Consider the following 23230-nt stretch of genomic DNA (forward strand, 5'->3'; position numbering starts at 1 on the left):
GCGCTTAAACCGCCAATGCCCGCGATCCGGCCAAGCGATCGACCGGGCCAAACACTGGAGGATGACAATGAACAGACGATCGATGTTGCGCTGGAGTGTCTCGACCGCGGCGCTCGCCTGCGTCGACCTGGCCGGCACGCTGCCGGCCGTCGCGCAAGGCGTTGCGCGCGCCGCGGGCGGCGTCCCGTTCGCGATGGGCGCGGACGTGTCGACGCTGCCGGAGCTCGAGGCGCACGGCGCGCAATACTTCGACCGCGGGCACCCGCGCGACTGCCTGAAGATCCTGCACGCGCATGGCGTGGATTCGATCCGCATCAAGGTCTGGAACGATCCCGGCAATCCGGACTTCTTCCCCGCCAACCAGAGCGATGCGGCCGGCTACAACAATGCCGCACACGTCGTGGCGCTCGCGAAGCGTGCGGCCGCGCTGGGGATGCGCATCCTGATCGACTTCCACTACAGCGACTGGTGGGCCGACCCCGGCAAGCAATATCCGCCGCACGCCTGGGCCGGCAAGAATCTCGCCGATACGTGCGCGCTGCTGTCGGCCTATACGACCGACGTGCTGCGCGAGTTGCAGCGCGCCGGCGTGCGGCCCGAGTGGGTGCAGATCGGCAACGAGATCACCGGCGGCATGCTGTGGCCGCTCGGCCGCTACGACCAGTGGGACAACCTCGCGCAGCTGCTGAAGACGGGCCGCGATGCGGTGAAGGCCGTCGATCCGCGCATCAAGGTGATGCTGCACATCGACAGCGGCGGCGACAACGCCAAAAGCCGCTGGTGGTTCGACAGCGCGACGCAGCGCGGCGTGACGTTCGACGTGATCGGCCTGTCGTATTACCCGCAGTGGCAAGGCTCGCTCGACGACCTGCGCAACAACGCGAACGACCTCGCGGTGCGCTACGACAAGGAGCTGATCGTCGTGGAGACCGCGTATCCGTGGACCACCAGCGACGGCGACTCGGAACCGAACGCGATGACGAACACGGGCTCGACCGCGTTCCCGCCGTCACCGGCGGGCCAGTCGCAATTCCTCGGGGCGGTCGTCGATATCGTGAAGGGCGTGCCGGGCAATCGCGGCAAGGGCGTGTTCTGGTGGGAGCCGGAATGGATCCCGACGCCGGGCGTCGGCTGGAAGGTCGGCGCGGGCGATCAATGGGACAACAATACGTGGTTCGACTTCCACGGCAACGCGCTGTCGTCGCTCGACGCGGTCCGCCGGCGCTGACCCGTCCCGGCGTCACGGCATCACCGCACCGGCGCATCGCGCGTCAGTGCGGTGCATCGAAGCGGCGCCGCGCAGGCGCCGTCGTGCCGCTTGCATCACGCGCACGGCCCCGCTCGCCGCGCGCATCCCGCCCATCCCGGGCGAGCAGCGCGAACGCGACGAGCGCGAGCCCGCAGCACCCCGCGAACGTCGCGCGATAGCCGAACAGGTCGACACACGCGCCCGACAGCACGCCCGACGCGATCGAGCCGACCCGCGCGGTGCTGAAGAACATCGCGGTCGCGGTGCCGGGGCGCGTGGGCATCAGGTCGCACACGCGCGTCATCCCGAGGCAGGACGTGATCGCGACCACGCACGCGCTCAGCAGTTGCAGCGGCAGGATCATGTCGACCCGCGTCACCGCCGCGAGCCCGATGAAATACGCGGCGTGCACGGCCGCGCACGCGGTGAGCCAGCGTGCCTTGTCGAGCCGCGTCGACCGGGTGCCGAGCCACAGCATCATCGGGATCTCGAGCAACGCGGCGAGGCCCAGCGCGGCCGACACGTTCGTGGGCGTGCCGCCGAGCCAGCGCACGATGTACAGCGGCAGCACGATCATCGTCGCGTTCGCCGCGAGCCCCATCAGCGTGAGCGCGACGAGGGTCCGCAGCACGCGCGCGCGCGGCGCGACGATGATCGCAGTCGTATCGGCGGGCGTGTTTGCGTCGTTCCCGACCGCTTGCACGTGAACGGCTGCCGGCCGCCGCGCGGGCTCCGGAATCCGCGCGACGATCGCCGCGCACGCAACGAAGCCCGCGGCCGCCGCGAGAAAGAGCCCGGTAAAGCCCGTCCGCGCGAGGATCAGCGCGCCGAGCGCGGGACCGAACACCCATGCGACCGACAGCATCGTGCGCAGCGCGGCCGACGCGAGCTCGCGCTGCGCATCGTCGTCGACCGGCAGCACCGCGCGCGCAAACGAAAAGATCTGCGACAGCGACACGGCGCCCGCGCCAAGCAGGATCGTGCCGGCCGCGATCACCGGCACGTGCGCGCGCAGCACGCACAGCAGCGCGAAGCCGAGCGCGGCGGCGGCGAGCGATGCGACGAGCAGCGGCCGGTGGCGGTCGCGACGATCCGACCACCGCCCGGCCCACGTGCTCGCGACCACTCCGCTCGCCGCGATCAGCGTCATGAAGACGCCCGCCAGCAACGGCGACATCCCGGCCGCCTCCACGCCGAACAGCGACAGGTACGGCGCGGTAAACGACATCGCGACGCCAAGCATCAGCGCCGCCGCGGACAGCGGCACGAAATGCGCGATCCGCGCGAGGCGCGCGACATGCAAGCGCGGCGACGGCAACGACCGCATCGCGTCAGTCCGGCTCGACCCATGCGGCGACGTCGACCGCGCCCAGTTCGGGGCCGCCGAGCACGAAGCGCGCACCGTCCGGCGCGGGCAGCGTGCAAGGGGTGTCGCCGTAGTTGAACCCGAACACGACACGCCCGCGCCGGCACAAGCGCACGCCGTCAGGCAGCGCGCGCACCGGCAGTCCGGCGTCGCGCGCGCAGCGGCCGACGATCGCGCGCAACAGCGCGCGATCGAAGCAGGCGGTCGCCATCGTCACCTGGCCGTGCCGCACGAGCGCGGGCACGCCGTCGTCGCAGGCCGCGAGCACGTCGATGCGGGTGTCCCCGTCGAGGTCGATGTGATCGCGCCATTTCAGCGCGTGGCCGTCGACACCGTCGAACGCGACGCGCGGCGCGAGCGACGGCCGCAGCGACTCGACCTGCGCGATCCGCACCGGCAGCACGTCGCGCAGCTTGCCTGGCGCGAGGCCCGGCACGATCGCGAAGTCGGCGGTGCGGGACCCCGTGCGCGGCCCGAACAGCCAGTGCGCATTCCCGCGCGCGGCCTGCTCGACGACGCGATCCGGCACGACCGGCAGCGTCGGCGCGACGACGAGCGCATAGCGCGACACGTCGGCATCGGCCGCGACGATATCGACGTCGAGCCCCAGTTCGCGCAGCGCGCGATACCAGTCGAACGTGTGCTGCTGATAGTCGAAACCGGCGCCGTGCGGCTGGATCCGGATCATCCAGTCGGCCGTGTAATCGAACAGCAGCGCGACGCGCGCCGGCTCGCGCGCGCCGGCGACGAGCCCGGGATCCAGCGCGGCCAGCTCGCGTGCGACACGCGCCACTTCACGGCCGCCCGGCGACAGTTGGTCGTCCGGTGCGTTGAGCCCCGAGTGCAGCTGCTCCTGCGCATGCGGATACTGCCGCCAGCGGAAATACGACACGAGCTCCGCGCCATGCGCGAACGCTTCCCACGTCCACACCCGCACCGCGCCGGCGTGCGGCACCGGGTTGTGCGGCCCCCAGTTGACGGGCCCCGCCTGTTGCTCCATCACCCACATCCGGCCGCTGCCGACACCGCGATACAGGTCGTGCGAAAACGCCGACACGTCGGGGTGGCCGGTGCGCGCCCAGCGCCGCTTGTCGGCTTCGTCGAGCGGCAGTACTTCAGTGCGCGGCACCGGGTAGCTGTCCCACGCGGCGACATCGAGGCCACCGCGGGCGAACGCGTAGTGATCGAACTCGGTGAAAAATCCCATGAAGTTGTGCAGCACGTCGCGCCCCGGCGCGTGCGGCCGGATCGCATCGACCTGCGCCGCATGGAACCGCGCGACCTCGTCCGACTGATAGCGCCGAAAGTCGAGCAGATGCGCGGGGTTCGCGTCGGTCGGCGTATGGCGCGGCAGCTCGATCTCGTCGAAGCCGCGATATTCCATGCTCCAGAACACGTTGCCCCACGCGCGGTTCAGCGCGCCGATGTCGCCGTAGCGCACGGCGAGCCACGCGCGAAAACCTTCAAGCGCCGCACGCGTATAGCTCGGCAGCGTGTTGTGACAGCCGAGCTCGTTGTCGGTCTGCCAGGCGATCACGGCCGGATGCGCGCCGTAGCGTCGCGCCATCGCGTCCGCGATACGCACGCAGTGCTCGCGATACACGGGGCTCGCGATGTCGTAATGACGACGCGAACCGAATTGCCACACGGCGCCGTCCGCGCCGACCGGCAGGATTTCCGGATGGCGATCGACGAGCCATTTCGGCGGCGCGGCGGTCGGTGTGCCGAGTATGACCTTCAACTGCCGGCTGGCAAGCGTGTCGATCGCTTCGTCGAGCCATGCCCAGTCGTAGCGGCCCGGCTCCGGCTCCATCCGGCTCCACGCGAATTCGGCGATCCGCACGCGGGTCAGGCCCAGTTCGGCCATGCGCCGCGCATCGCGCGCCCATTGTTCGCGCGGCCAGTGTTCGGGGTAATAGCAAACGCCGAGGTGCATCGTGGATTCCTTGCTGGAGAGTGGAAGGAGGGAAGCCATCAGCCTTTCGTCGCGCCGAACGTGAGCCCCGCGACGAAGTGCTTCTGCATCGCGAAGAACATCAGCACCGAAGGCAGCGCGGCGAGCACCGAGCCGGCCGACACGATGTTCCAGGCGGTCGTCCACTGCCCCTTGAGCGCGGCGACGCCGACGGTGATCGGCGCCGCGTCGTCGCCTTGCGTGAGGCACAGCGCCCAGAAGTAGTCGTTCCACACGAACGTGAACACGAGGATCGCGAGCGCCGCGAGCGCCGGCCGCACGAGCGGCAGCACGACGCGCCAGTAGATCGCCCACTCCGACGCGCCTTCGACGCGCGCGGCCTCGATCAGCTCGAACGGCAGCTCGCGGATGAAGTTGCGCAGGAACAGCGTGCAGAAGCCGGTCTGGAACGCGGTATGGAACAACACCAGCGCCCACACGGTGTTGTACAGGCCGACGGCGAGCATGATCTGCCGCACCGGGATCATCAGGATCTGGATCGGCACGAAATTGCCCGCGACGAACAGCCCGAGCAGCACGAGATTGCCGCGGAACCGGTAGTTCGCGAGCGCGTGCCCGGCGAGCGACGCGAGCAGGATCGACGCGGCGACCGACGGCACCGTGATCAGGATGCTGTTCGCGAAGTAATGCAGCATCGGCGTCTGCGTGAGCGCCGTGCCGTAGTTCTCGACCAGCGCGAACTGCTTCGGCCAGTCCCAGTAATGACCGGCCATGATCTCGTCGGTCGAGCGGATCGACGTGACGAGCACCGCAAGCAGCGGCACGAGCCACAGCGCGAGCGCGCACGGCAGCGACAACCGGTACAGCAAGCGGGCGGGGCGTCCCCAGCGGGATATGGGCATCGGATACATGGTGGTCCTTATGATTCGACGCGCACCAGCTTGCGCAGCTGCCACACGATATAGACGAGCATGATCGCGAACAGCACGACCGCGATCGCGGCCGAATAGCCTTCGCGGTAGTACTTGATCGCCTGGTCGACCATGAAGTACGCGAGCACGGTCGAGCTGTCGAACGGGCCGCCGCCCGTCATCACCGAGATCAGGTCGAAGCTGCGCAGCGCGCCGATCACGGTCAGCACCACCGCCATGAAGGTCGCGGGCCGCAACTGCGGCAGGATCACGTGCCACAGCAGCGTGAAGCCGCGCGCGCCTTCCATTCGCGCCGCTTCCACGATCTCGCCGTTGATGCCGGTGAGCCCGGTCAGGTACAGGATCATGCAGAACGGAATCTGCGGCCACAGCGCGGCGACGATCACGCCGTAGGTCGCATAGCGCGGATCGCCGAGCACCGGGATTCCGTGTCCGACGATCAGCTTCAGCAGCCCGAACGTCGGGTCGTAGAACCACGAGAACACCAGGCCGACGACGACGCCCGGCAACACGAACGGCGCGAAGAACAGCGACTTCACGAGCCGGATCCCGTAGACGTTCTGGTTCAGGTACAGCGCGAGCGCGAGGCCGAGCGGCGGCGCGGCGAGGAACAGCGCGAGCCACAGCACGTTGTTCTTCAGCGCGACGTAGAACGTATCGGACTGCAGCAGCTCGCGATAATTGTCGAGCCCCGCGTACGTCATCGGCGTCATCCCGTCCCAGTGATGGAAGCTCAGCCAGATGCTGCTGACGATCGGATACAAGACGAACACGGTGAACAGCGCGAATCCCGGCAGCACGAACAGCAGCGCCGCGCGGTTGCGCCGGCGCGCGAGCGACGCGCGCGCATGCCGCTCGAGGCTGGCTTCGCGGCGCGCGGCGCTTTCGGACAGGCTGGTTGACATTGAGATGACCTTCGACAAAACGGGCGTGACGGAGGAAACGGAGGAAACGGACGCGACGGTGACGACGCGGCACCGGCCAGGCGCGACCGGCCCGGCCGCGTGTCCCGTTACTTCCGGTAGATGCGCTTGCGGGTCTGCTCGAGGCGCTGCAGGATCGCATCGAGCTGCGTCGGGTCGGACAGGAACTGCTGCATCGCCTTCATCCCCTCGTCCGCCATTTCCTTCGTCATGTCGCGGTCGTAGAACTGCGCGATGCCGCCGGGCGTCGTCGCGAGCGTGCGGAAGCCGATCTTCGAGATCGGGTCCTGCGGCTCGGGCGCCTTGTTGTTCGACGGCAGTTGCCCCATCCCCTTCGCGAACTCGCCGCTGACCGCCGGTTGCCCCATGAATGCGAGCAGGCGACGCGCGTCCGTCTTGTTGTGCGCCTTCGCCGGCACGATCAGCACGTTGACCGGACCGTCCTCCGCAAGCGGCACCGACGCATCGATCACCGGGAAGCGGAAGAAGCTGATCGGGTTGCGCGTCGCGCTCAGCAGGCCCGCCGAATACCAGGTGCCCATCAGTGTCATCGCGGCCTGCCCGTTGACGATCAGCGGGCTCAGCGAATCGACGTCGTAGGACAGTGCGTTGTCGATGAAATACTTGTCGTCGATCAGTTTCTTCCAGGCCGCGTACACGGCACGCACCCGCGGGTCGGTATAGGCGACGTCGCCCGCCATCAGCTTCTGGTGGAACGCATAGCCGTTGATCCGCAGGTCGAGGTAATCGAACCACGCGGCGAGCGTCCACGCATCGCGCGCGGCCACCGCGATCGGCGCGATGCCGGCCGCCTTCAGCTTGCGGCACGCATCCAGAAACTGCGTCCAGTCCGCCGGTTCGCCGCGAATGCCCGCCTTCTCGAACAGGTCCTTGCGGTAGAAGAGGCCATACGCGTCATAGCCGAGCGGCAAACTGTAGAGCTTGCCGCCGTAGGTCGACGACTGCTTCACGGCCGCATACGTGTCGTTCCAGCCGTTCTTCTGCCAGTCCGCGCCCAGGTCCTCGATCAGCCCGCGCTTCGCGAAATACGCGAGCCGCTCGCCGTTGTTCCAGCTCAGCACGTCGGGCGGATCGGTCGCGAGCCAGCCGGACATCTGCACCTTGTACGCCTCCTCGCCGACGTAGCTGACCTTCAGGTCGATGTCCGGATTCGCCTTGTGAAACTGGTCGAACACCGCTTGCCACGTCGCGCGCTGGTTGCCGCGCGCGGCGACGTTCACCTTCAGCGTGCCCGCGTCGGCCGTCCCCGCGGCGAACGCCGCGGCAGTCGTCAGGGCAAGCAGCAGTCGGCTCGCACGAAGTCTCATCGTTGTCTCCTGGTATTGGTGTGATGGGTGCCGCGTCGCGCGCGGCGGATCGGCGCCGCGCCGCTATGCGAACGCCGCTTCGGCGTGGATCGCCGGCAATGCGACGCCGGCTTCGTCGAACAGGTGGCAGCACGATGGCGGCACGCGGAACGCATGACGCTCGCCGCGCCGCAGCGCGGCCTGGCCCGGCAGTTTCGCGAGCAGCGGCACGCCGGCGGGCTGATCGAGATGCACGTACGCGGCTTCGCCCAGTTGCTCGACGAGCGCGACGTCGCGCACGATCGCCGGCAGGTCGGCGTCGCCGGGCCCCGCGACCGTCAGATGCTCGGGACGAATCCCGAGCGTCACGCGCGCGCCGCTGCCGACGTGGCGCGGCAACGGGCGATCGCGCAACATCAGTGTTTCGCCGGTGCCGTCCACGCGCAGCCGGCAGCCGTGCGCATCGCCCGCCTCGACCACCGCCGGCAGGAAGTTCATCCGCGGCGAGCCGATGAAGCCCGCGACGAAGCGGTTGGCCGGCCGGTGATACAGCTCCAGCGGCGCGCCGGCCTGCGCGATGCTGCCGAAGCGCGCGACGTCGTCGCCCGCGTGCAGCAGCACGATCCGGTCGGCCAGCGTCATCGCCTCGATCTGGTCGTGCGTCACGTAGACAGAGCTCGATTGCGTGAAGCGCGCGTGCAGGCGGGCAATCTCGACGCGCGTCTGGCCTCGCAGCGTCGCATCGAGATTCGACAGCGGCTCGTCGAACAGGAACACGCGCGGCTCGCGCACGATCGCACGGCCGATCGCGACGCGCTGCCGCTGCCCGCCCGACAGCGCCTTCGGCTTGCGATCGAGCAGTGCGTCGAGTTGCAACACGCGCGCGGCCTCGGTCACGCGTCGACGGATTTCGTCCTTCGGCGTGCCGGCGATGCGCAGCCCGAAACCGATGTTCTCGAACACCGTCATGTGCGGAAACAGCGCATAGCTCTGGAACACCATCGCGACACCGCGCTCGGCAGGCGGCGTGTCGTTCATGCGCGCGCCGCCGATCCGCAGCTCGCCTTCGGTCACGTCCTCGAGCCCGGCGATCATCCGCAACAACGTGGATTTGCCGCAGCCCGACGGACCGAGAAACACGCAGAACTCGTGCGACGCGATCTCGAGGTTCACGTCGCGCAGCACCGGCGCATGGTCGCCGTAGCGCTTCGAGACATCCTTCAATGAAATGGCGGTCATCGCGCTCTCCTCTCCTCGGTCAGGCGCTGCGGATCGAAAAATTTAACCGCTTAAATTTCGGTGGCGCAGTTCGCGCGGTTGGCCGTACCATGTCGTCTCCTTCATCTGTTGTGTCGAGAAATTAGCGTATCGCCTGTCCCTGTGCAACTTGTGGGACGCACTCCCAGAATATGAGCAGACACCCCCCCGCTTCACTTCCGTCGCGTAGCGTTGCCCGACCGGCCGGAGGTCGCGCATGGTGACGCTCGCGCAAGTCGCGCGGCGCGCGAACGTCACCGCGGCGACCGTCTCGAACGTGTTGCGCAATCCCCAGAAGGTGAAGCCTGCGACCGTCGAACGCGTGATGGCCGCGATCCGCGAACTCGGCTATCGGCCGAATCTCACCGCGCGGGCGCTCGCCGAAGGCCGCACGTCGACGCTCGCGCTGATGCTGTCGAACATCACGAACCCGTTCTATCCGGAGTTCGTGCTGGCTGCCGAGCGCGAGGCGCGCAAGCGCGGCCACTACCTGCTCGTGTCCAATACCGACGACGATCCGGCGATCACGCGCAACTACCTCGAGCGGATCGCGGGAACGCTCGCGGCTGGCGCGATCGTGATGAACACCGATCTCGCCGAAGCCGAACTCGCCGACATCGCGCGTCACGGCGCATCGATCGTGCTGTGCATGTGGGAGCACGTGCATGCGTCGCGCACGCTGCCGTGCGTGACCGTCGATTTCGCTGCGGCGGGCGCGCTGGCGGCCGCGCATCTATCCGGATTGCGGCATCGCGCATTCGGCGCGCTCGTCGGCAAGGGCTCGGGCGGCCCGCAGTCGGTGCGGTTGCGCGGTTTCGCCGACGAACTCGCGGCACGCGGCCATCCGGCGGAGGCGCTGACGACCGTGTCGGCACACGATTCGATCGAAGGCGGCTATGAAGCGGCCGCCGCGCTGCTGCGCACGCAGCCCCGGGTCACCGCGTTGTTCGCGACCAACGACCTGATGGCGATCGGCGCGATGCAGGCGGCCGCCGATCTCGGCCTGCGCGTGCCGGCCGATCTGTCGGTGGTCGGCATGACCGATATCCAGCTCGCGCACCAGTTCCGCCCCGCGCTGACGACGGTGCGGTTCCCGACGTCGCAGATCGCCGCGCGGGCGATCGCGCTGACGCTCGACATGATCGACGGGATCGAGCCGGCCGCGGCCGTGCATACGATCGGTGCGCCGGAACTCGTGGTGCGGGAATCGACGGGGGTGGCGAGGGATTGACGAGTCGACACTGAGACAGGGCGCGAATCCTTGGCGCCAGGCGATCGGAACACTTCTCTCGACGAGATCGGCTGAGAAAGCAGGGATGCGGACGGATCTAGCTTTTGAGGATCTTTCTCCCGGCGGTATGTCGACGGTGCGGCCGAAATAGCGTCGACACGCCTGGCATTCGAACCTGGGCAGTCGGCCGATCACGCGTGGTCAGAACTGTGTCGTGAGCTGGAAACCGACCGTTACTCGTGCCGTAGGAATCCCGGACGGCGCCTCGTCCAGAATATAGGTTCGCGTGCTCCGGATCGGCTTGCCGATCGTCACGCGCATTCCAGCCGACAGCGGTGCACTGATGGTCGCGCAGACAGTCGCTTCTGTCGGACCGTAAGCGTTCAGGAAACGACATCGGCCCGCATATTGACCGGCGATCCGGTCGGGCAGCACCTCTCCGACAGACACGACCGTTTTCAAACTGGCAGGCACTACAGCGAGCGTGGCCAGCAGCGATGGCGTCACCGTCACGACGGTGATCCGTTCAGCGGCTATCAGTTCGCCGAACCGTTCGACATTTGCGCGGCCGTCGGCCGGGGGCAATACCAATGTCGCGCCGGCACACAGCGTGATCGCCATTTCGGAGACCGCCGCATCGAACGCAGGCGACGCAAACTGGCCGACCTTGCTGGTCCGGTCAATCGCGAAGTGATCGATTTGCGCGGAAACGAGGTTGTCGAGCCCGCGATGCGCAAGCGCTACGCCCTTCGGCCGGCCGGTCGACCCGGACGTGTAGATCACGTACGCCAGGTTGTCCGGCGTCGCATCGCTCGTCACGTCGGCCAGCGCCGCATTCGCCCCCGGCCACGCTTGCGGCCCGTACTGCTCCACCCCCATGCCTGACAGCCGCTCACGCTGCGCTTCCCCCGACAGCAACAGTCGCGCCCCGCTGTCCTTCAACATGTAGTGCAGCCGATCGTCCGGATATTGCGGATCCAGCGGTACATACGCCCCGCCCGCCTTCCAGATCCCCAGCAGCGCCACCACCAACTCCAGCGACCTCTCCAGGCACACCCCGACCGCCACTTCAGGTCCCACCCCGCGACCCTTCAGCTCCAACGCCAGCGCATTCGCACGCGCATTCAGTTCCCCATAACTCAGCCTCTGCCCGCCGGACTCCAGCGCCGTCGCCTCCGGCCGCTCCGCCGCCTGACGCTCGATCCGACGATGCGCGCATTTCACCGCCACCGCTCGCGTCGTATCGTTCCAGGCATCGAACCGTGCCTGCTCCTCTTCGCTCAGCATCGGCAGCCCGTCCACCCGCTTCGCAGAGGACGACACCATCCCCATCAGGATCCGCTTCCAGTGCCCATATAGCCGCTCGATCGTCTCCGCACGGTACAGGTCCGTGTTGTATTCGATCCCTCCGCCCGTCACCCGACCCGTCTCGTCCTGCTCAAGGATCATCGTGAGTTCGAACTTCGCCGTCCCGTGCTCGCCCCTCGGTTCGCCGAACGTCAGCCCCGACGGACTCTGTCCTTGGTGCGTGCATCCATCACGTCACCGATGAAAATCGTTCCCCCGTCCGCCAGCAGGCGGGCACACGATGCCAGTACCGATCTCAGGTACTGGTGCGACGAGAAGAGTTGCACGACACTGTTCAGGACGATCACGTCGAACGGGCCAGCTTCAATCCTGCCCACTTCGTTACCTAGGCGGGCTGCGGCCTTGTGGTCGATCGGGAACAGCCGCGCCGTGTCACGCATGCTGCTGCGGCAGCCGATGATAAGCGCGCCCGTGATAGACGAGGCCCGAACACGCGGAACCGAGATGTACCGCCTGCACGGCGCAGAAAAAGACCGTATGTGTGCCGATGTCGATGCTTCGGTCCACCGTGCAGTCGAGACTCGCGGCCGCTGTGGCCAGCACCGGCGCACCCGTGACGAGACGGATCCACTCGCCGTACGTGAAGCGCTCGGTCATCTGGACATCGCCCTTGCCCGCGAAGATCGGTGCAAGCATCTCGTGCTCATGGGAAAGAACGTTGACACAGATGATGCCCGACTTGCTGAAGTGGCCATATTGACGACTGGACTGGCCTATGCAAACGAGCACCGTAGTAGGGTCGTCGGTGACGGAGCACACCGCGGACACCGTCATGCCGACATCGCCGGAAGGTGTCGTGGTGGTGATGATATTCACCGCGGCGCCGATACGGGACATGGCTTCGCGGAAGGTCGTGCGGTCAGGGGAAAGTGCTATCACGGCGGTCCTCTCTCGGTGGATGGAACGGGGGTGCGGCTTCATGGCGGAGCGCCACGGGTACTTGCATGAAGCATGCGTGGTGAAGCACCCGTGGCGTTGCACCGTTCATCGCCCGCGCCGCACCGTCGACGAGTTCTCGTGGCCAGTTGCGCTGCCGGCGATTCCTATTGCTGGTGAACGGAAGCTGCTGGCCTTGAACCGGCAAGCTGCTCTTTGATCAACTGTTCTTCGGCATCGTCGTAAAGGCCGGCAATAATGTGCTCGTAGCGTGCCGTCAATGCCTTGCGGCGTTTCTTGCGCGTGGCGGTCATCACGCCGTTTTCCGGTGTGAGTTCCTCGGGGAATATCCTGAACGCCTTGATCTGCTCTGCCCGCGCCAACCTCGCATTCGCCTTTTCCACTTCTTCACGGATCAGGTCGATAACGGTCTGCGAGGTGGCCAGATCGGCGTACTGCGTGACCGAAGGGTCGCGCGTCCTGACCCAGTCCATGGTGAGCGTGCCGTCGACTTCGATCAACGCCGTCAGATACTTGCGCCCTTCGCCAATCACCAGTGCCTCGGTAATGTACGGGCTCTGGCGAAGTTCGTTTTCGATCTGCACCGGGCTGATCGATTTGCCGGCGGCCGTATTGATAAGCTCCTTCTTTCGATCGATCAGCTTGTACGAACCGTCCGCGCCGACGTCGACGATGTCGCCGGTATACAGCCAGCCGTCCCGCAACGCGGCCTTCGTTTCGGCTTCCTTGTTCCAGTAGCCGATGAACAGCCCCGGCCCCCGAACGATCATTTCGCCGTCCGGCAACACGCGGGTTTCCCAGGCGGGGTCGTCAAGCGGGACGCCGGAGTTGCCAGGCCTCGACCAGTCGGTCACCTGCGCGAGGTTTCCGCCGACCATCTCCGTTTGCCCGTAATTCTCTTTCAGGTTGACGCCCCACAACTGAAACAGTGTGACGACCTCGGGCGGCACCGGAGCGGAGGCCGTATACGGATAGCGCAAATCGTCGAAGCCGATTCTGGCCAGCAACGGCTTGAAAACGCGCTCACGGCAGGTGGCGTAGAGCTGTTCCTTGAATGGGTCGCCCGTGCCTGCGTCCAGCCGATCGGCCAGCACTTCCCGCGCGATGCCAAGCGCGAGCTTGTAGTTTCTCTGCTCGGCTTCGCTGCTGCCGTTTACATGGTTGATGATCTGGGTCGCGAACTTCTGATAGAAGCGCGGCGGCGCCATATAGGACGTCGGTCTGACTTCCTGTATGCATTTCGCGAAATCGGCCGACACGTCGACGAAGTAAGGTACCGTCTTCGCGATCAATGGCAGCGTCGTCGCCTGAATGCGCGCGACCGTGTGCGAAAGCGGCAGATGGACCACCATGCGCTGCGGTTCGGACAATATCGCCGGACAGAAGGTCGGCCACGTGAACGCGCCCGCGAGCATCGACACATGCGTTAGCATCGCGCCTTTGGGCGGCCCCGTGGTTCCGGAGGTATAACCCAGGCTCACCAGGTCCGTCGGCCTCGCAAGCTCGGACTGCTCACGCAGATAAGCGACTTCGTCGCCAAAAAAATGCGACGCGAACTCGGCGAGTGAAACGACATTCATGCCGGTTTCGCCAGGCGAGCGCTTCCAGTCCGGATCGAGCACCACGATCTTGAGGAGCCTGCTGGACGTATCGGCCGCTTTCATGACCCGAAGCTGTTCGGCACTTCCGGCAAAAGCGAGTGTCGCCCCTGAATCCTCCAGGTAGTAGCGGACCTCTTCGACCGACGCGGTGAAATAGACGCCTACCGTCACCGCGCCCGAGCAGATCGTCGCCATGTCGGCAATCAGCCACTCGCGGGATACGTCGCCCATGATGGCAATCCGATCGCCTCGTGCGACCCCGGCCGCGCCGAGGGCTGCGGATATGGAACAGACTGCGTTCGCATAGCCTTTCCAGGTGGTGGGTACCCACTCTCCGGCACGCCTCTGAAAGAACGCGTCTGCGTCAGCGTCCTTCTTCACGCGCTCGATCAGCAAGGCCGGAATGGTGGTGGTCGCGAATTGATTGCCGGAAGTCCACGGTGCCGCGCTCATTTCCAGTTGTCTCCAAAGCGCTTGCGCCTTTCGGTAAACGAAGCCACCGCTTCGCGGCGCTCGGGGGAATTGAACGTGATCGTCTCCAGAGCGATCGACGTGTCGAGAAGCAGATGGGCGTTCTGCTTGACGAGCTTGTTGACGCAGTATTTCGTCCAGACGATCGCGTCGCGCGGGCCGCTCGCGAGCAGTTCCGCGTAATCGATCGCCGCCTCCAGCAGCTTGTCGCTTTCGACGATCTTGTTGATCATCCCCATCGTCAGCGCTTCCTCCGCGCTGACGAAGTCGCCCGTCATCAGGTAGTGCCGCGCGCGGACCGGCCCGAGCAGAAGCGGCCAGATCACCGCACCGCCGTCGCCCGCGACGACACCGGCATTGACGTGCGTATCGGCGAACCGTGCGGTCGGGCTCGCATAAATCATGTCGCAGAACAGCGCGAGTGTCGCGCCCAGGCCCACGGCCACGCCATTGACCGCCGCCACGATCGGCACCTCGACCTCCAGCATGTTTCTTATGAGGTGACGGCCACCACGCGTCGCCGACGGGATATTGCCGTTGTCGATCGACTTCTGGTCGCCGCCCGAGCAGAAACCGCGGCCGGCGCCGGTCAACACGATCGCCTTGACCGATTTGTCGTGATCCAGCTCGACGAATACCCGTTCCAGTTCGTCGTGCATGTCCCAATTGATGGCGTTCAGGATTTCCGGGCGATTCATCGTGACGATCGCGACACCGGAGGACCGTTGTTCGACATTCAGATACTGATAGCGCGAAGACGTATTCATAGGTTCATCCTTGACTTTGCTTCGGGTTGGCGGCCTGCGGACGCATGGCGCGAATCTTCTCGAGCAGCTCGTCGGTCGGGCGGACGATATTGTTGCGATCGTTGAAATGCGGAATCACGTAACGGCCCACCATGTCGATCGTCGACATGATCTGCTCGTGCGGTACCGAGTCGATATGCAGCAGCACCTCGTCGATTCCGAGCTTCTCGTATTGCTCCAACTGACGGATGACGGTATCGGGGCTTCCGCACACCGTGGTGGCGGATTCGTTCAGCAGGTAGTCCCAATCTTCGGCGGCGCGTTGCATCGCGGGCACGCTTTCGGCCATGTATGCATAGTTGTCCGCGAGTTTGGCGAGCCGCGGATACGCATCGGTCGAGATGCGCGCATAGTTCATGATCGCGCCGGCGTAAATGTCCTTCGCTTCCTGGTCGGTCTTGCCGATACCGATGAAGAGCGGCATGCCGGCGCGCGGCTTGTGCAACGGCCCGGTCTCATCGCGCTTCCAGCTGTTCCAGTAGGTGTCCAGCAGCCCCTTCTGTTTTTCCCATCCCTGATAAATCGCATGGCTCATCACCGCGAGGCCTTCCGAGCCGGCCCAAGCGTGGCTGTTCGCACTGGTGGCGGCAACGCCGAGGACGGGATACGGTTTTTGCAACGGCTTGGGCACGAGCGACCGGGGCGGTACCTGGTAATACTTTCCCTCGAAAGTGAACACGTCCTCACGCATCGCTTTGCGCAACAGCGCCATGCCCTCTTCCATTTGCGGCAGGGTTTCCTCGGGCGATACGTTGAACGCGCGCATTGCGATCGTCGTGTTCGCGCGCCCGCAATACATCTCCATCCGGCCGTCGGAAAGGATGTCGGTGGCCGCCAGCCGTTCCGCGGTACGCAGGGCGTGATTGATGGCCTTCGGCATCAGCGCCACGGCAGGACGCAGCTTGATTCGCGAAGTGACGGCCGCGAGATAACCGAAGACCACTTCAGGCGCCGAACTCGACACGCCGCCAAGCGCAAAGTGCTGCTCCGACAACGCAACAAAGTCGAAACCCATTTGCTCCGCGAAGCGCGCTTCGCGAACCAGTTCGCGAAGCCTGTTCGAGTAGCTATGCCCGACCTGCGTCTCCTGCTCGGACCAAAAACCGAATTTCAATGGCATTTTCTTTTCCTTGACAGTCGTAATTCAAAAATTCGTGGCGCGCGCGAACTGATGCCGAGGTTCGGGCAGTGTCACGCCGCCAACCAATTAACATCGTCGTTTAACTTGATTTAGAAACAGCTCATCCATATTGGATAGCGATACTTAGCCATCCTGATGCCTTTTATATCTTGATGTATTTTTTGTTTCCGTGAATAAATATTGCCGTACATACCGCAGCATTTTTTATTCTTTTCATGCCGCAACCTTGCCGATACCGGCAGATCATGCTGCCGGCTTTCCGTCTTTTTCTATGTCGACGAGTCGGCCGCAAATGCCGATGCGAGAAGCCTCGCAGTCGCCCGCAAACAGGCCTCGCCAATCTCGCGTGACGATCCTCGCGCATCGCCCAGCACGCCGTTTCGGGAGATCGACGCCACGCCTTCCCTCCACATCCGGTTCAATTGCTCGGTCGTCATGACGCCCACGTGGCCTGTCGTGAGTCGAGCGAGTCGGACACTGTCCGGATGAAGGTGGATCATGAGGGAGGTTTCGGCGATGTCTGCGTGTCCGCCCACGGATTCCGGATCGCCGCCGGCTTCCTCGACCGCCAGTCGCCATTGGCGCAGCCACGCCTGATGATCCGTATAGGCAAGCACCTGAACGTCCGGCCCGACGGCCTGTCGCAATTCCGGCAACATCGCATGAAGAGCATTGAAGTTACCGACATGCGCCGAGAACAGATAGATGCACTTGAATCCATGTGCCGCGAGGCTCACGCAGTAATCGTGGCAGAGCGCGGCATACGTGTGCTCCTGCAACGAGATCGTGCCCGGGAAGGCCATGTGGTGCTTCGAGCATCCCACTCGTATCGTCGGCGCGATCAGGGTTCGCCCCAGCAACGTGGCGATTTCCACGGCCAGCGCGTCAGCATGATCGGCATCCATGCTCAGCGGCAGATGGGGGCCGTGCTGCTCGATTGCACCGCAAGGAATGATGACGCGATCGAACTGCGTGGCCAATGCGGCCGCCACGTCCTCATACGTCATGCGTGCAAGATGCAGCATTTCCGGCAGTTTGAGATTGCTCACGATCAGGCCTTCTTGTTGCGGTTCAGAAATCTGGATCTCGCGTCCGCGGTCCGCGCGTTGCCGAGATATCCACGCAGGTCATCGAGCGTCATCTGCAGCAGAGCTTCGTCGTTCATCCGTGGACTCTCGCGCAGCGTTCGCTTGATGGCGGCGAACAGTTGGCGATCTTTGGCGCAAAGCGCGTGGCATTTGGCCAGCGCGTCTCTCAGCGTTTCATCGTGCGCGGATATCGCGTCCACCGCCCCTATCGCCAACGCTTCTCCGGCCGAGATCAGTTCGCCGGAAAAAAGCAGCGAACGCGCGGCACGCCGACCCAGCAGGGCCGCTGCGTGGCGCATGCCTTTTGCCGCGGGCAACAGGCCATGATTGATCTCGGGAAATCCCAGCCGGGATTCGGCGGACGCGACGACGTAGTCCGCATGCAGCACCATTTCGAATCCGGCACCCACTGCATAGCCGTTGACCGCGCACACGAGCGGGCTCGGATACTGCTCGAGTTGCGCCAGGAACGCGTGGAACGCTTCCATGCGCGACAGGGCGAGCTCATGGTCCGCCACTTCATTGATATCGCCGCCGGCACAAAAGAACTTCTGTCCCGCCCCGGTGAGCACGATACCGGGTGGCACGTCCTGTCGAGCGAGGCTGCGGAAGACGGACATCAATGCGGTGATGAGCGGTTCGTTCAGTGCGTTCGCCGGTGGCCGGTTGATCGTGAGCTGCACGACGTCCGCGTCGATCTGTGTGCAAATCAATTCGTCGGTTTTCATACCTGATGTCTCGTGAATTTTCATCGAGTCAGTGTAGGTCCGACAGGGCCAAATTTAATTTTGATTTGCCAGCGACATCGTTGATTCGGCGGATTAAAATCGCGTCAGTCGGATGGCCCACCGTATGTTGCACCGAGGGCGGCGATACATGAATTCACCGAGGCCAGGCAGGCGCAGAAAGCGAGTGAACCGTGGAACCCAACAATCCTGAAATCGGCATGTCCGCTTCGCGAGCCATGACAGACCCGGTGAAGATCAACTATCAGCCGTTCGATCCGGACTCCGTCGATTTGCCGGTCATTTCCGTTCTCCTGGAGACGAGCGGAAAAGAGGATGAGCTGCCGATGCACGTTCATCGCAAGGGGCAATTGGTCGTCGCATTGAGCGGGTCGGTCATGTGCCGATCGCCGAGCGGATGGTGGATCGTCCCGCCCAACGGCGCGGTGTGGATTCCGGGCGGCATTCCGCACAGCAATCATGCTTCCGATTTCGCCAAGCTGTACGTCATCTTCATTCCGCCGGACGAGGCCGGTCTGCCCACCGACTGCCGCAGCTTTACGATCACGCCGCTCATCCGCGAGCTGATCCGTTCACTGGCCAGGTTCCCGCCCGACTATCCGAAGGACGGCCCGGTGGGCCGGCTCGCCAGAGTGTTGCTGGATCAGCTCGCGCTGCTGGCGCCCGACGATGTCTTTCTCCCGATCTCCGATAATCCCCGGCTTCAACAGATCGCTTCGGCGTTGCTCGACAACCCCGCCGACCGCAGCACGATCGCGGAATGGGGGCGCCGATATGCGATGAGCGAACGTACGCTCGCGCGGCTGGTACGCAGCGAAACCGGCATGACCTTCGGGCGCTGGCGCGAGCGTCTGCATATCATCATTGCGCTTCAGCGATTGTCGGCCGGTGCGTCGGTTCACGCAGTGGCGCTCGAGCTCGGCTATGAAGGTCCGAACTCGTTCATCACCATGTTCAAGAAGACCATGGGACAAAGTCCCGGCAAATTTCGCGTGGACCAGAAGGAGGCGTCCTCGCGCTGATCGAAACGCGGCGGCTGGCGCTACGCCGCCGCCTCTTTCACAGCTGGCGCGCTCGCTCCCTCAAGTGGAACTTCTGGATCTTGCCGGTCGCAGTCTTCGGCAGCGGCGAGAACACGATGGTCTTGGGCACCTTGAAATGTGCCAGCCGCTCGCGGCAAAACGCGATGATGTCCGCTTCGGTCACGGTCGAATCGTCTTTGAGCGTGATGAAAGCACAAGGTGTCTCGCCCCACTTGTCGTCGGGACGCGCGACGATTGCCGCCTCCAGAACGGCGGGATGGGAATACAGTATGTCCTCGATCTCGATCGACGAAATGTTTTCGCCTCCCGAGATGATGATGTCCTTCGAGCGATCCTTGATTTCCAGGTAGCCATCGGGATGCCATATCCCGAGATCGCCCGTGTGAAACCACCCGCCGGAAAATGCCTCCACGGTGGCGTCCGAATTCTTCAGGTAGCCCTTCATCACGTTGTTGCCGCGCAGAAATACCTCGCCGAGCGTTTGCCCGTCTTTCGGAACAGGCTCCAGCGTATCGGGGCTGGCTACCATCACTGCCTCGAGAGCGGGGCCGCGCACCCCTTGGCGGGCCTTGAGCCGCGCTTTCGCATCGAGATCGAGTGCATTCCACGAGTCGCGCCACACGCATTGCACGACCGGCCCATAAGACTCGGTCAACCCGTAGGCGTGCGTCACGTCCCAGCCCATGCGCTCCATGCCGGCGATCACCGAAGCGGGCGGCGGCGCACCGCCGGTCATGACCTTGACTCCGTGGCGGATGCCGGCTTTCAGCTCCGGCGCGGCGTTATTGATCATGTTCAACACTACGGACGCCGCACAAAAATGCGTGACCGCCTCGGTGCGAATGGCGGCGAGAATCCGCTCGGCCCGCGTATGGCGCAGAAAGACACTGGTGCCGGCAACCAACGCCATGGTCCACGGAAAGCACCAACCATTGCAGTGAAACATCGGCAAGGTCCATAAATAGGTCGTGTCCTCGTCCAGATGCCACGATAGTGCGTTCGACACGGCGTTCAGATATGCGCCGCGATGGTGATACACGACGCCTTTAGGATTGCCCGTCGTGCCCGATGTGTAGTTCAGCGATATGGCCTGCCATTCGTCTTCCGGCATCGAGACACGGAATTCCGTGTGCGCGGCCTCCTGCAGCAACGCCTCGTAGTCTTTTTCGCCGAGCAGATCGCCTTCTCCGAACTGTGGATCGTCGATGTCGATGACCTGAATGGCGCGGTCAAGCCGTGCTAGGACCTTCTTCACCGTCGAGGAGAATTCGCGGTCGGTGATCAGCAGCTTCGCGTCGCCGTGGCCGAGAATGAAAGCGATCGTGTCGGCATCGAGCCGTGTGTTGATGGTGTTCAGGACGGCGCCGCAAAGCGGCACACCGAAATGTGCCTCGAACAGTTCCGGCGTATTGGCCGCGATCATCGCCACCGTATCGCCGTTGCCGATGCCGCGCCCGCGCAGCGCGCCGGCGAGCAGCCGGCAACGCCGATAGGTTTCAGCCCAGTCGCGGCGTATCGTGCCGTGCACGATGGCCGTGCGCTCCGGCCAGACGGATGCGGCGCGTTCGAGAAACGTCAGCGGCGACAAGGCAATGAAGTTAGCCCGGTCGCGCTCGAGTCCGATCGTATAGGGATGGTCTGCCGTCGTTTTCATGCGGGCCGCTCCGCGGCCATGGCACTCGCGCGTGCGCCGACGATGTCGGGGTTTTCTGCGTGTCTCATCTCTCCTCCAGTTGCTTTTATGGTCACGAAACGCCCTGCGATGAGCGGCACGACTTCATCCGGAACAACGCCGCCGCGATCAGAACGGGACGACCCGATTTCTGCATCGGCACGGCGGCGCGACCGGATAGCGTCAAACTTCCTGACAGTCGTGAATACGCTCTATTTTTCTCTGCTCGACCATGTTCAAACCGTAGCCCTCCAGGCCCACGATCGTTCTTTCATGATTGGAGAGCAGGATCATGTTCTTCACACCGAGTTCGGTGAGAATTTGCGCGCCTATTCCGTAATCGCGCAGTTCCGGCTCGGCAGGCTTGGGATGCATCATGGAACGCACACGCTCGGACACGGCTGTGAGGCGGGATTCGCGGATCACCACGATGACGCCGCGATTCTCGTTCTCCAGCAAACGCGCGGCGCCGCGCAAGGACGCGAGGTGGTGACCGCCGATGACGTCGTTCATGGTATCCATCGCATGCATGCGCACGAGAACAGGGTCGGCGCCCCGTAGATCGCCCATGACGAAGGCGATATGCTCGACCTGATCGATCCGGTTCCGGTAGACCACGATCCGCCAATGCCGTCCATTCGGCTCGGTGAAGCTCCCGTGTTCAACGGCCTCCACGAGCCGTTCCGTTCGTCGGCGATACGCGATGAGATCGGCGATCGTGCCCAGCTTCAGCTGATGCCGCCGTGAAAAGGCGATGAGGTCCGGCAGCCTCGCCATGGTGCCGTCGTCGTTCATGATTTCGCAGATCGCACCGGCCGGTGCGAGCCCGGCCAGCCGGGCGATATCTACCGCCGCCTCGGTGTGGCCCGCGCGCACGAGCGTGCCGCCGTCGCGCGCCATGAGCGGAAAGACGTGTCCGGGAGAAACGAGCTCGTCTCGCCCCGTTTCCGGATTGATCGCAAGCGAAATCGTGCGGGAGCGGTCGGCCGCCGAGATGCCGGTGCTCACACCGTCACGCGCCTCGATCGACACCGTGAAGGCGGTCTCGTGCCGCGAGCCGTTGATTCGGCTCATCAAATGCAAACCCAGCGATTCGCAGCGCGAGCGTGTCATCGCGAGGCAGATCAAGCCGCGCGCATGCGTCGCCATGAAGTTGACGGCGTCGGGCGTGGCGAATTGCGCGGGAATGACGAGGTCGCCTTCGTTCTCGCGATCCTCGTCGTCGACCAGAATGAACATTCGCCCGGCGCGCGCTTCTTCGATAATCTCCAACGCCGTTGCGATGTCGGCGCGCGAATCTGCCGGCCGGCCGGCGGACATTGCGTTACTCATGAGAGCACCTTACGCGATGTGATCACGACGCCTGCGCCAGTCCATGAATCTGGATAGGCCGTGTCTTGTCGATGGGAAGCGTCGTCTTGTTGGCAAGCCGTTTCAGGACGACGTTAGAGCGAACGCTGGCCACACCGGGAAGCGACGTCAGCTTGTGTGTGATGATGTGTTCGAGTTCGACGAGATCTCTCGCGACCACCCGCAGCAGATAGTCGGTTTGCCCGGTCATCATGAAACAGTCCATGACTTCGGTGATGCCTCTGACCGTGTCGGCGAAACTCTCCCGCGCCTGCATGCCCTGCCGCTCCAGACTGATCTCGACGATGGCCATGATGCCCAGGCCGAGGAGGGACGCATTGAGCACGGCGACGCGTCGGCTGATTACACCGAGACGCTCCAGATTTCTGACTCTGACGAGACAGGGAGAGGGCGACAGGTTGACTCGAGCCGCCAGTTCGAGATTCGTCAAACTTGAGTCCTCCTGAAGTTCACTCAGGATGCTAAGGTCTATCCTGTCCAGCGCAACGTTCATAGCCTGCGTCTCCTCTTTGCACAAGGCTCCGGTGCCCTGAAGTTCGAACGCTCGCTTGCGCGGCAGAACATCGATTTCCGCTCCAGCAGGCATTCGAACAACATCACCTGATGAACAAGTTTATGCCTGGCAGCTCCGCGGAAAATTCTGATAAAAAGTCGAGTTATCACCAAAAACGGTCATTGTCGCCGCACGCTCGGGAAAACCCGCAACTCGTCATACTTGCGACACGCGAGCCGAGATGGCGATCAGGCCTTTCTGGGCGGCGGCAAGTCCGTACAGACGCCTTCGTACAATTCGGCGGCCATGCCGACCGATTCGCCGAGCGTCGGGTGCGGGTGAATCGTCTTGCC

The 23230-nt window shown here is 64.4% G+C and carries 20 protein-coding genes; 3 read left to right on the plus strand and 17 right to left on the minus strand.

What is annotated here, in order from left to right:
* Positions 1 to 67 precede the first annotated feature (67 nt).
* On the plus strand, positions 68 to 1228 hold the full coding sequence (locus tag SB786_RS30200) for an arabinogalactan endo-beta-1,4-galactanase (protein WP_410730653.1): 1161 nt from the start codon (positions 68 to 70) through the stop codon (positions 1226 to 1228).
* A 43-nt stretch (positions 1229 to 1271) separates the two neighbouring features.
* On the opposite strand, the gene SB786_RS30205 is transcribed toward SB786_RS30200, so the two are convergent.
* The 6 genes from SB786_RS30205 to SB786_RS30230 form a co-directional block, all read right to left on the minus strand.
* On the minus strand, positions 1272 to 2576 hold the full coding sequence (locus SB786_RS30205) for a sugar efflux transporter (protein WP_410730654.1): 1305 nt from the start codon (positions 2574 to 2576) through the stop codon (positions 1272 to 1274).
* Between the two features lie 4 nt (positions 2577 to 2580).
* The gene (locus SB786_RS30210) at positions 2581 to 4551 is read right to left on the minus strand and encodes a beta-galactosidase (protein WP_410730670.1); all 1971 of its coding nucleotides are present in this window, start codon (positions 4549 to 4551) and stop codon (positions 2581 to 2583) included.
* A gap of 38 nt (positions 4552 to 4589) precedes the next feature.
* Positions 4590 to 5441, minus strand: coding sequence for a carbohydrate ABC transporter permease (locus SB786_RS30215; RefSeq protein ID WP_410730655.1), 852 nt, complete (start codon positions 5439 to 5441; stop codon positions 4590 to 4592).
* Between the two features lie 8 nt (positions 5442 to 5449).
* Positions 5450 to 6367, minus strand: a complete 918-nt coding sequence (locus tag SB786_RS30220; RefSeq protein ID WP_410730656.1) for a carbohydrate ABC transporter permease — start codon at positions 6365 to 6367, stop codon at positions 5450 to 5452.
* Between the two features lie 107 nt (positions 6368 to 6474).
* A complete protein-coding gene (locus tag SB786_RS30225) occupies positions 6475 to 7713 on the minus strand; it encodes an ABC transporter substrate-binding protein (protein ID WP_410730657.1) in 1239 nt (412 codons plus the stop codon).
* Between the two features lie 63 nt (positions 7714 to 7776).
* Positions 7777 to 8931: an ABC transporter ATP-binding protein gene (locus SB786_RS30230; protein ID WP_410730658.1), complete on the minus strand. Its 1155-nt coding sequence runs from the start codon at positions 8929 to 8931 to the stop codon at positions 7777 to 7779.
* Positions 8932 to 9166: 235 nt separating this feature from the next.
* Between SB786_RS30230 and SB786_RS30235 the strand changes: the two genes are divergently transcribed.
* Complete coding sequence (locus SB786_RS30235; RefSeq protein WP_410730659.1) at positions 9167 to 10180, plus strand: LacI family DNA-binding transcriptional regulator; 1014 nt, start codon at positions 9167 to 9169, stop codon at positions 10178 to 10180.
* A 201-nt stretch (positions 10181 to 10381) separates the two neighbouring features.
* Here the strand turns inward: SB786_RS30235 and SB786_RS30240 are convergent, their stop codons facing one another.
* From SB786_RS30240 to SB786_RS30275, 8 genes are all read right to left on the minus strand, one after another.
* Positions 10382 to 11629 (minus strand): AMP-binding protein, encoded by a 1248-nt coding sequence (locus SB786_RS30240; RefSeq protein WP_410730660.1) that lies wholly within the window; start codon positions 11627 to 11629, stop codon positions 10382 to 10384.
* Between the two features lie 50 nt (positions 11630 to 11679).
* Positions 11680 to 11928 (minus strand): hypothetical protein, encoded by a 249-nt coding sequence (locus SB786_RS30245; protein WP_410730662.1) that lies wholly within the window; start codon positions 11926 to 11928, stop codon positions 11680 to 11682.
* Complete coding sequence (locus SB786_RS30250) at positions 11921 to 12469, minus strand: flavin reductase (protein WP_410730663.1); 549 nt, start codon at positions 12467 to 12469, stop codon at positions 11921 to 11923. Before SB786_RS30250 ends, SB786_RS30245 begins: the two co-directional genes overlap by 8 nt.
* Before the next feature lie 122 nt (positions 12470 to 12591).
* Entirely contained in the window at positions 12592 to 14499 is a 1908-nt protein-coding gene (locus SB786_RS30255) for an AMP-dependent synthetase/ligase (protein WP_410730664.1), read from the minus strand.
* Positions 14496 to 15284, minus strand: coding sequence for an enoyl-CoA hydratase/isomerase family protein (locus SB786_RS30260; RefSeq protein ID WP_059462786.1), 789 nt, complete (start codon positions 15282 to 15284; stop codon positions 14496 to 14498). Before SB786_RS30260 ends, SB786_RS30255 begins: the two co-directional genes overlap by 4 nt.
* 4 nt (positions 15285 to 15288) lie before the next feature.
* Entirely contained in the window at positions 15289 to 16443 is a 1155-nt protein-coding gene (locus SB786_RS30265) for an LLM class flavin-dependent oxidoreductase (RefSeq protein ID WP_410730665.1), read from the minus strand.
* Positions 16444 to 16733: 290 nt separating this feature from the next.
* Entirely contained in the window at positions 16734 to 17513 is a 780-nt protein-coding gene (locus SB786_RS30270) for a creatininase family protein (protein WP_410730666.1), read from the minus strand.
* A gap of 2 nt (positions 17514 to 17515) precedes the next feature.
* Positions 17516 to 18280 carry an enoyl-CoA hydratase/isomerase family protein gene (locus tag SB786_RS30275; protein ID WP_410730667.1) on the minus strand — a complete coding sequence of 255 codons (765 nt, stop codon included), beginning with the start codon at positions 18278 to 18280 and terminating at the stop codon, positions 17516 to 17518.
* A 218-nt stretch (positions 18281 to 18498) separates the two neighbouring features.
* Between SB786_RS30275 and SB786_RS30280 the strand changes: the two genes are divergently transcribed.
* Positions 18499 to 19320: an AraC family transcriptional regulator gene (locus SB786_RS30280; protein ID WP_011694458.1), complete on the plus strand. Its 822-nt coding sequence runs from the start codon at positions 18499 to 18501 to the stop codon at positions 19318 to 19320.
* A 37-nt stretch (positions 19321 to 19357) separates the two neighbouring features.
* Here SB786_RS30280 and SB786_RS30285 read toward each other — a convergent pair whose 3' ends face one another.
* From SB786_RS30285 to SB786_RS30295, 3 genes are all read right to left on the minus strand, one after another.
* Positions 19358 to 20995, minus strand: coding sequence for an acyl-CoA synthetase (locus tag SB786_RS30285; RefSeq protein WP_410730668.1), 1638 nt, complete (start codon positions 20993 to 20995; stop codon positions 19358 to 19360).
* Positions 20996 to 21196: 201 nt separating this feature from the next.
* Positions 21197 to 22345, minus strand: a complete 1149-nt coding sequence (gene ribB, locus SB786_RS30290; RefSeq protein WP_410730669.1) for a 3,4-dihydroxy-2-butanone-4-phosphate synthase — start codon at positions 22343 to 22345, stop codon at positions 21197 to 21199.
* A 22-nt stretch (positions 22346 to 22367) separates the two neighbouring features.
* Entirely contained in the window at positions 22368 to 22877 is a 510-nt protein-coding gene (locus SB786_RS30295; RefSeq protein WP_011661374.1) for an Lrp/AsnC family transcriptional regulator, read from the minus strand.
* Between the last annotated feature and the right edge of the window lie 353 nt (positions 22878 to 23230).

Origin of the sequence: Burkholderia sp. SIMBA_062 (genome assembly GCF_046534765.1) — a bacterium.
GTDB classification, from domain to species: domain Bacteria; phylum Pseudomonadota; class Gammaproteobacteria; order Burkholderiales; family Burkholderiaceae; genus Burkholderia; species Burkholderia ambifaria.

Excerpts from the sequence above, each read along its gene's own strand:
- SB786_RS30245 (WP_410730662.1), bottom strand. The coding sequence starts at position 11,928 with ATGCGTGACACGGCGCGGCTGTTCCCGATCGACCACAAGGCCGCAGCC.
- ribB (WP_410730669.1), bottom strand. The coding sequence starts at position 22,345 with ATGAGTAACGCAATGTCCGCCGGCCGGCCGGCAGATTCGCGCGCCGAC.
- SB786_RS30210 (WP_410730670.1), bottom strand. The coding sequence starts at position 4,551 with ATGCACCTCGGCGTTTGCTATTACCCCGAACACTGGCCGCGCGAACAA.
- SB786_RS30285 (WP_410730668.1), bottom strand. The coding sequence starts at position 20,995 with ATGAAAACGACGGCAGACCATCCCTATACGATCGGACTCGAGCGCGAC.
- SB786_RS30235 (WP_410730659.1), top strand. The coding sequence starts at position 9,167 with ATGGTGACGCTCGCGCAAGTCGCGCGGCGCGCGAACGTCACCGCGGCG.
- SB786_RS30215 (WP_410730655.1), bottom strand. The coding sequence starts at position 5,441 with ATGTATCCGATGCCCATATCCCGCTGGGGACGCCCCGCCCGCTTGCTG.
- SB786_RS30255 (WP_410730664.1), bottom strand. The coding sequence starts at position 14,499 with ATGAGCGCGGCACCGTGGACTTCCGGCAATCAATTCGCGACCACCACC.
- SB786_RS30225 (WP_410730657.1), bottom strand. The coding sequence starts at position 7,713 with ATGAGACTTCGTGCGAGCCGACTGCTGCTTGCCCTGACGACTGCCGCG.
- SB786_RS30230 (WP_410730658.1), bottom strand. The coding sequence starts at position 8,931 with ATGACCGCCATTTCATTGAAGGATGTCTCGAAGCGCTACGGCGACCAT.
- SB786_RS30275 (WP_410730667.1), bottom strand. The coding sequence starts at position 18,280 with ATGAAAACCGACGAATTGATTTGCACACAGATCGACGCGGACGTCGTG.
- SB786_RS30240 (WP_410730660.1), bottom strand. The coding sequence starts at position 11,629 with ATGATCCTTGAGCAGGACGAGACGGGTCGGGTGACGGGCGGAGGGATC.
- SB786_RS30295 (WP_011661374.1), bottom strand. The coding sequence starts at position 22,877 with ATGAACGTTGCGCTGGACAGGATAGACCTTAGCATCCTGAGTGAACTT.
- SB786_RS30260 (WP_059462786.1), bottom strand. The coding sequence starts at position 15,284 with ATGAATACGTCTTCGCGCTATCAGTATCTGAATGTCGAACAACGGTCC.
- SB786_RS30200 (WP_410730653.1), top strand. The coding sequence starts at position 68 with ATGAACAGACGATCGATGTTGCGCTGGAGTGTCTCGACCGCGGCGCTC.
- SB786_RS30250 (WP_410730663.1), bottom strand. The coding sequence starts at position 12,469 with ATGAAGCCGCACCCCCGTTCCATCCACCGAGAGAGGACCGCCGTGATA.
- SB786_RS30205 (WP_410730654.1), bottom strand. The coding sequence starts at position 2,576 with ATGCGGTCGTTGCCGTCGCCGCGCTTGCATGTCGCGCGCCTCGCGCGG.
- SB786_RS30280 (WP_011694458.1), top strand. The coding sequence starts at position 18,499 with ATGTCCGCTTCGCGAGCCATGACAGACCCGGTGAAGATCAACTATCAG.
- SB786_RS30265 (WP_410730665.1), bottom strand. The coding sequence starts at position 16,443 with ATGCCATTGAAATTCGGTTTTTGGTCCGAGCAGGAGACGCAGGTCGGG.
- SB786_RS30220 (WP_410730656.1), bottom strand. The coding sequence starts at position 6,367 with ATGTCAACCAGCCTGTCCGAAAGCGCCGCGCGCCGCGAAGCCAGCCTC.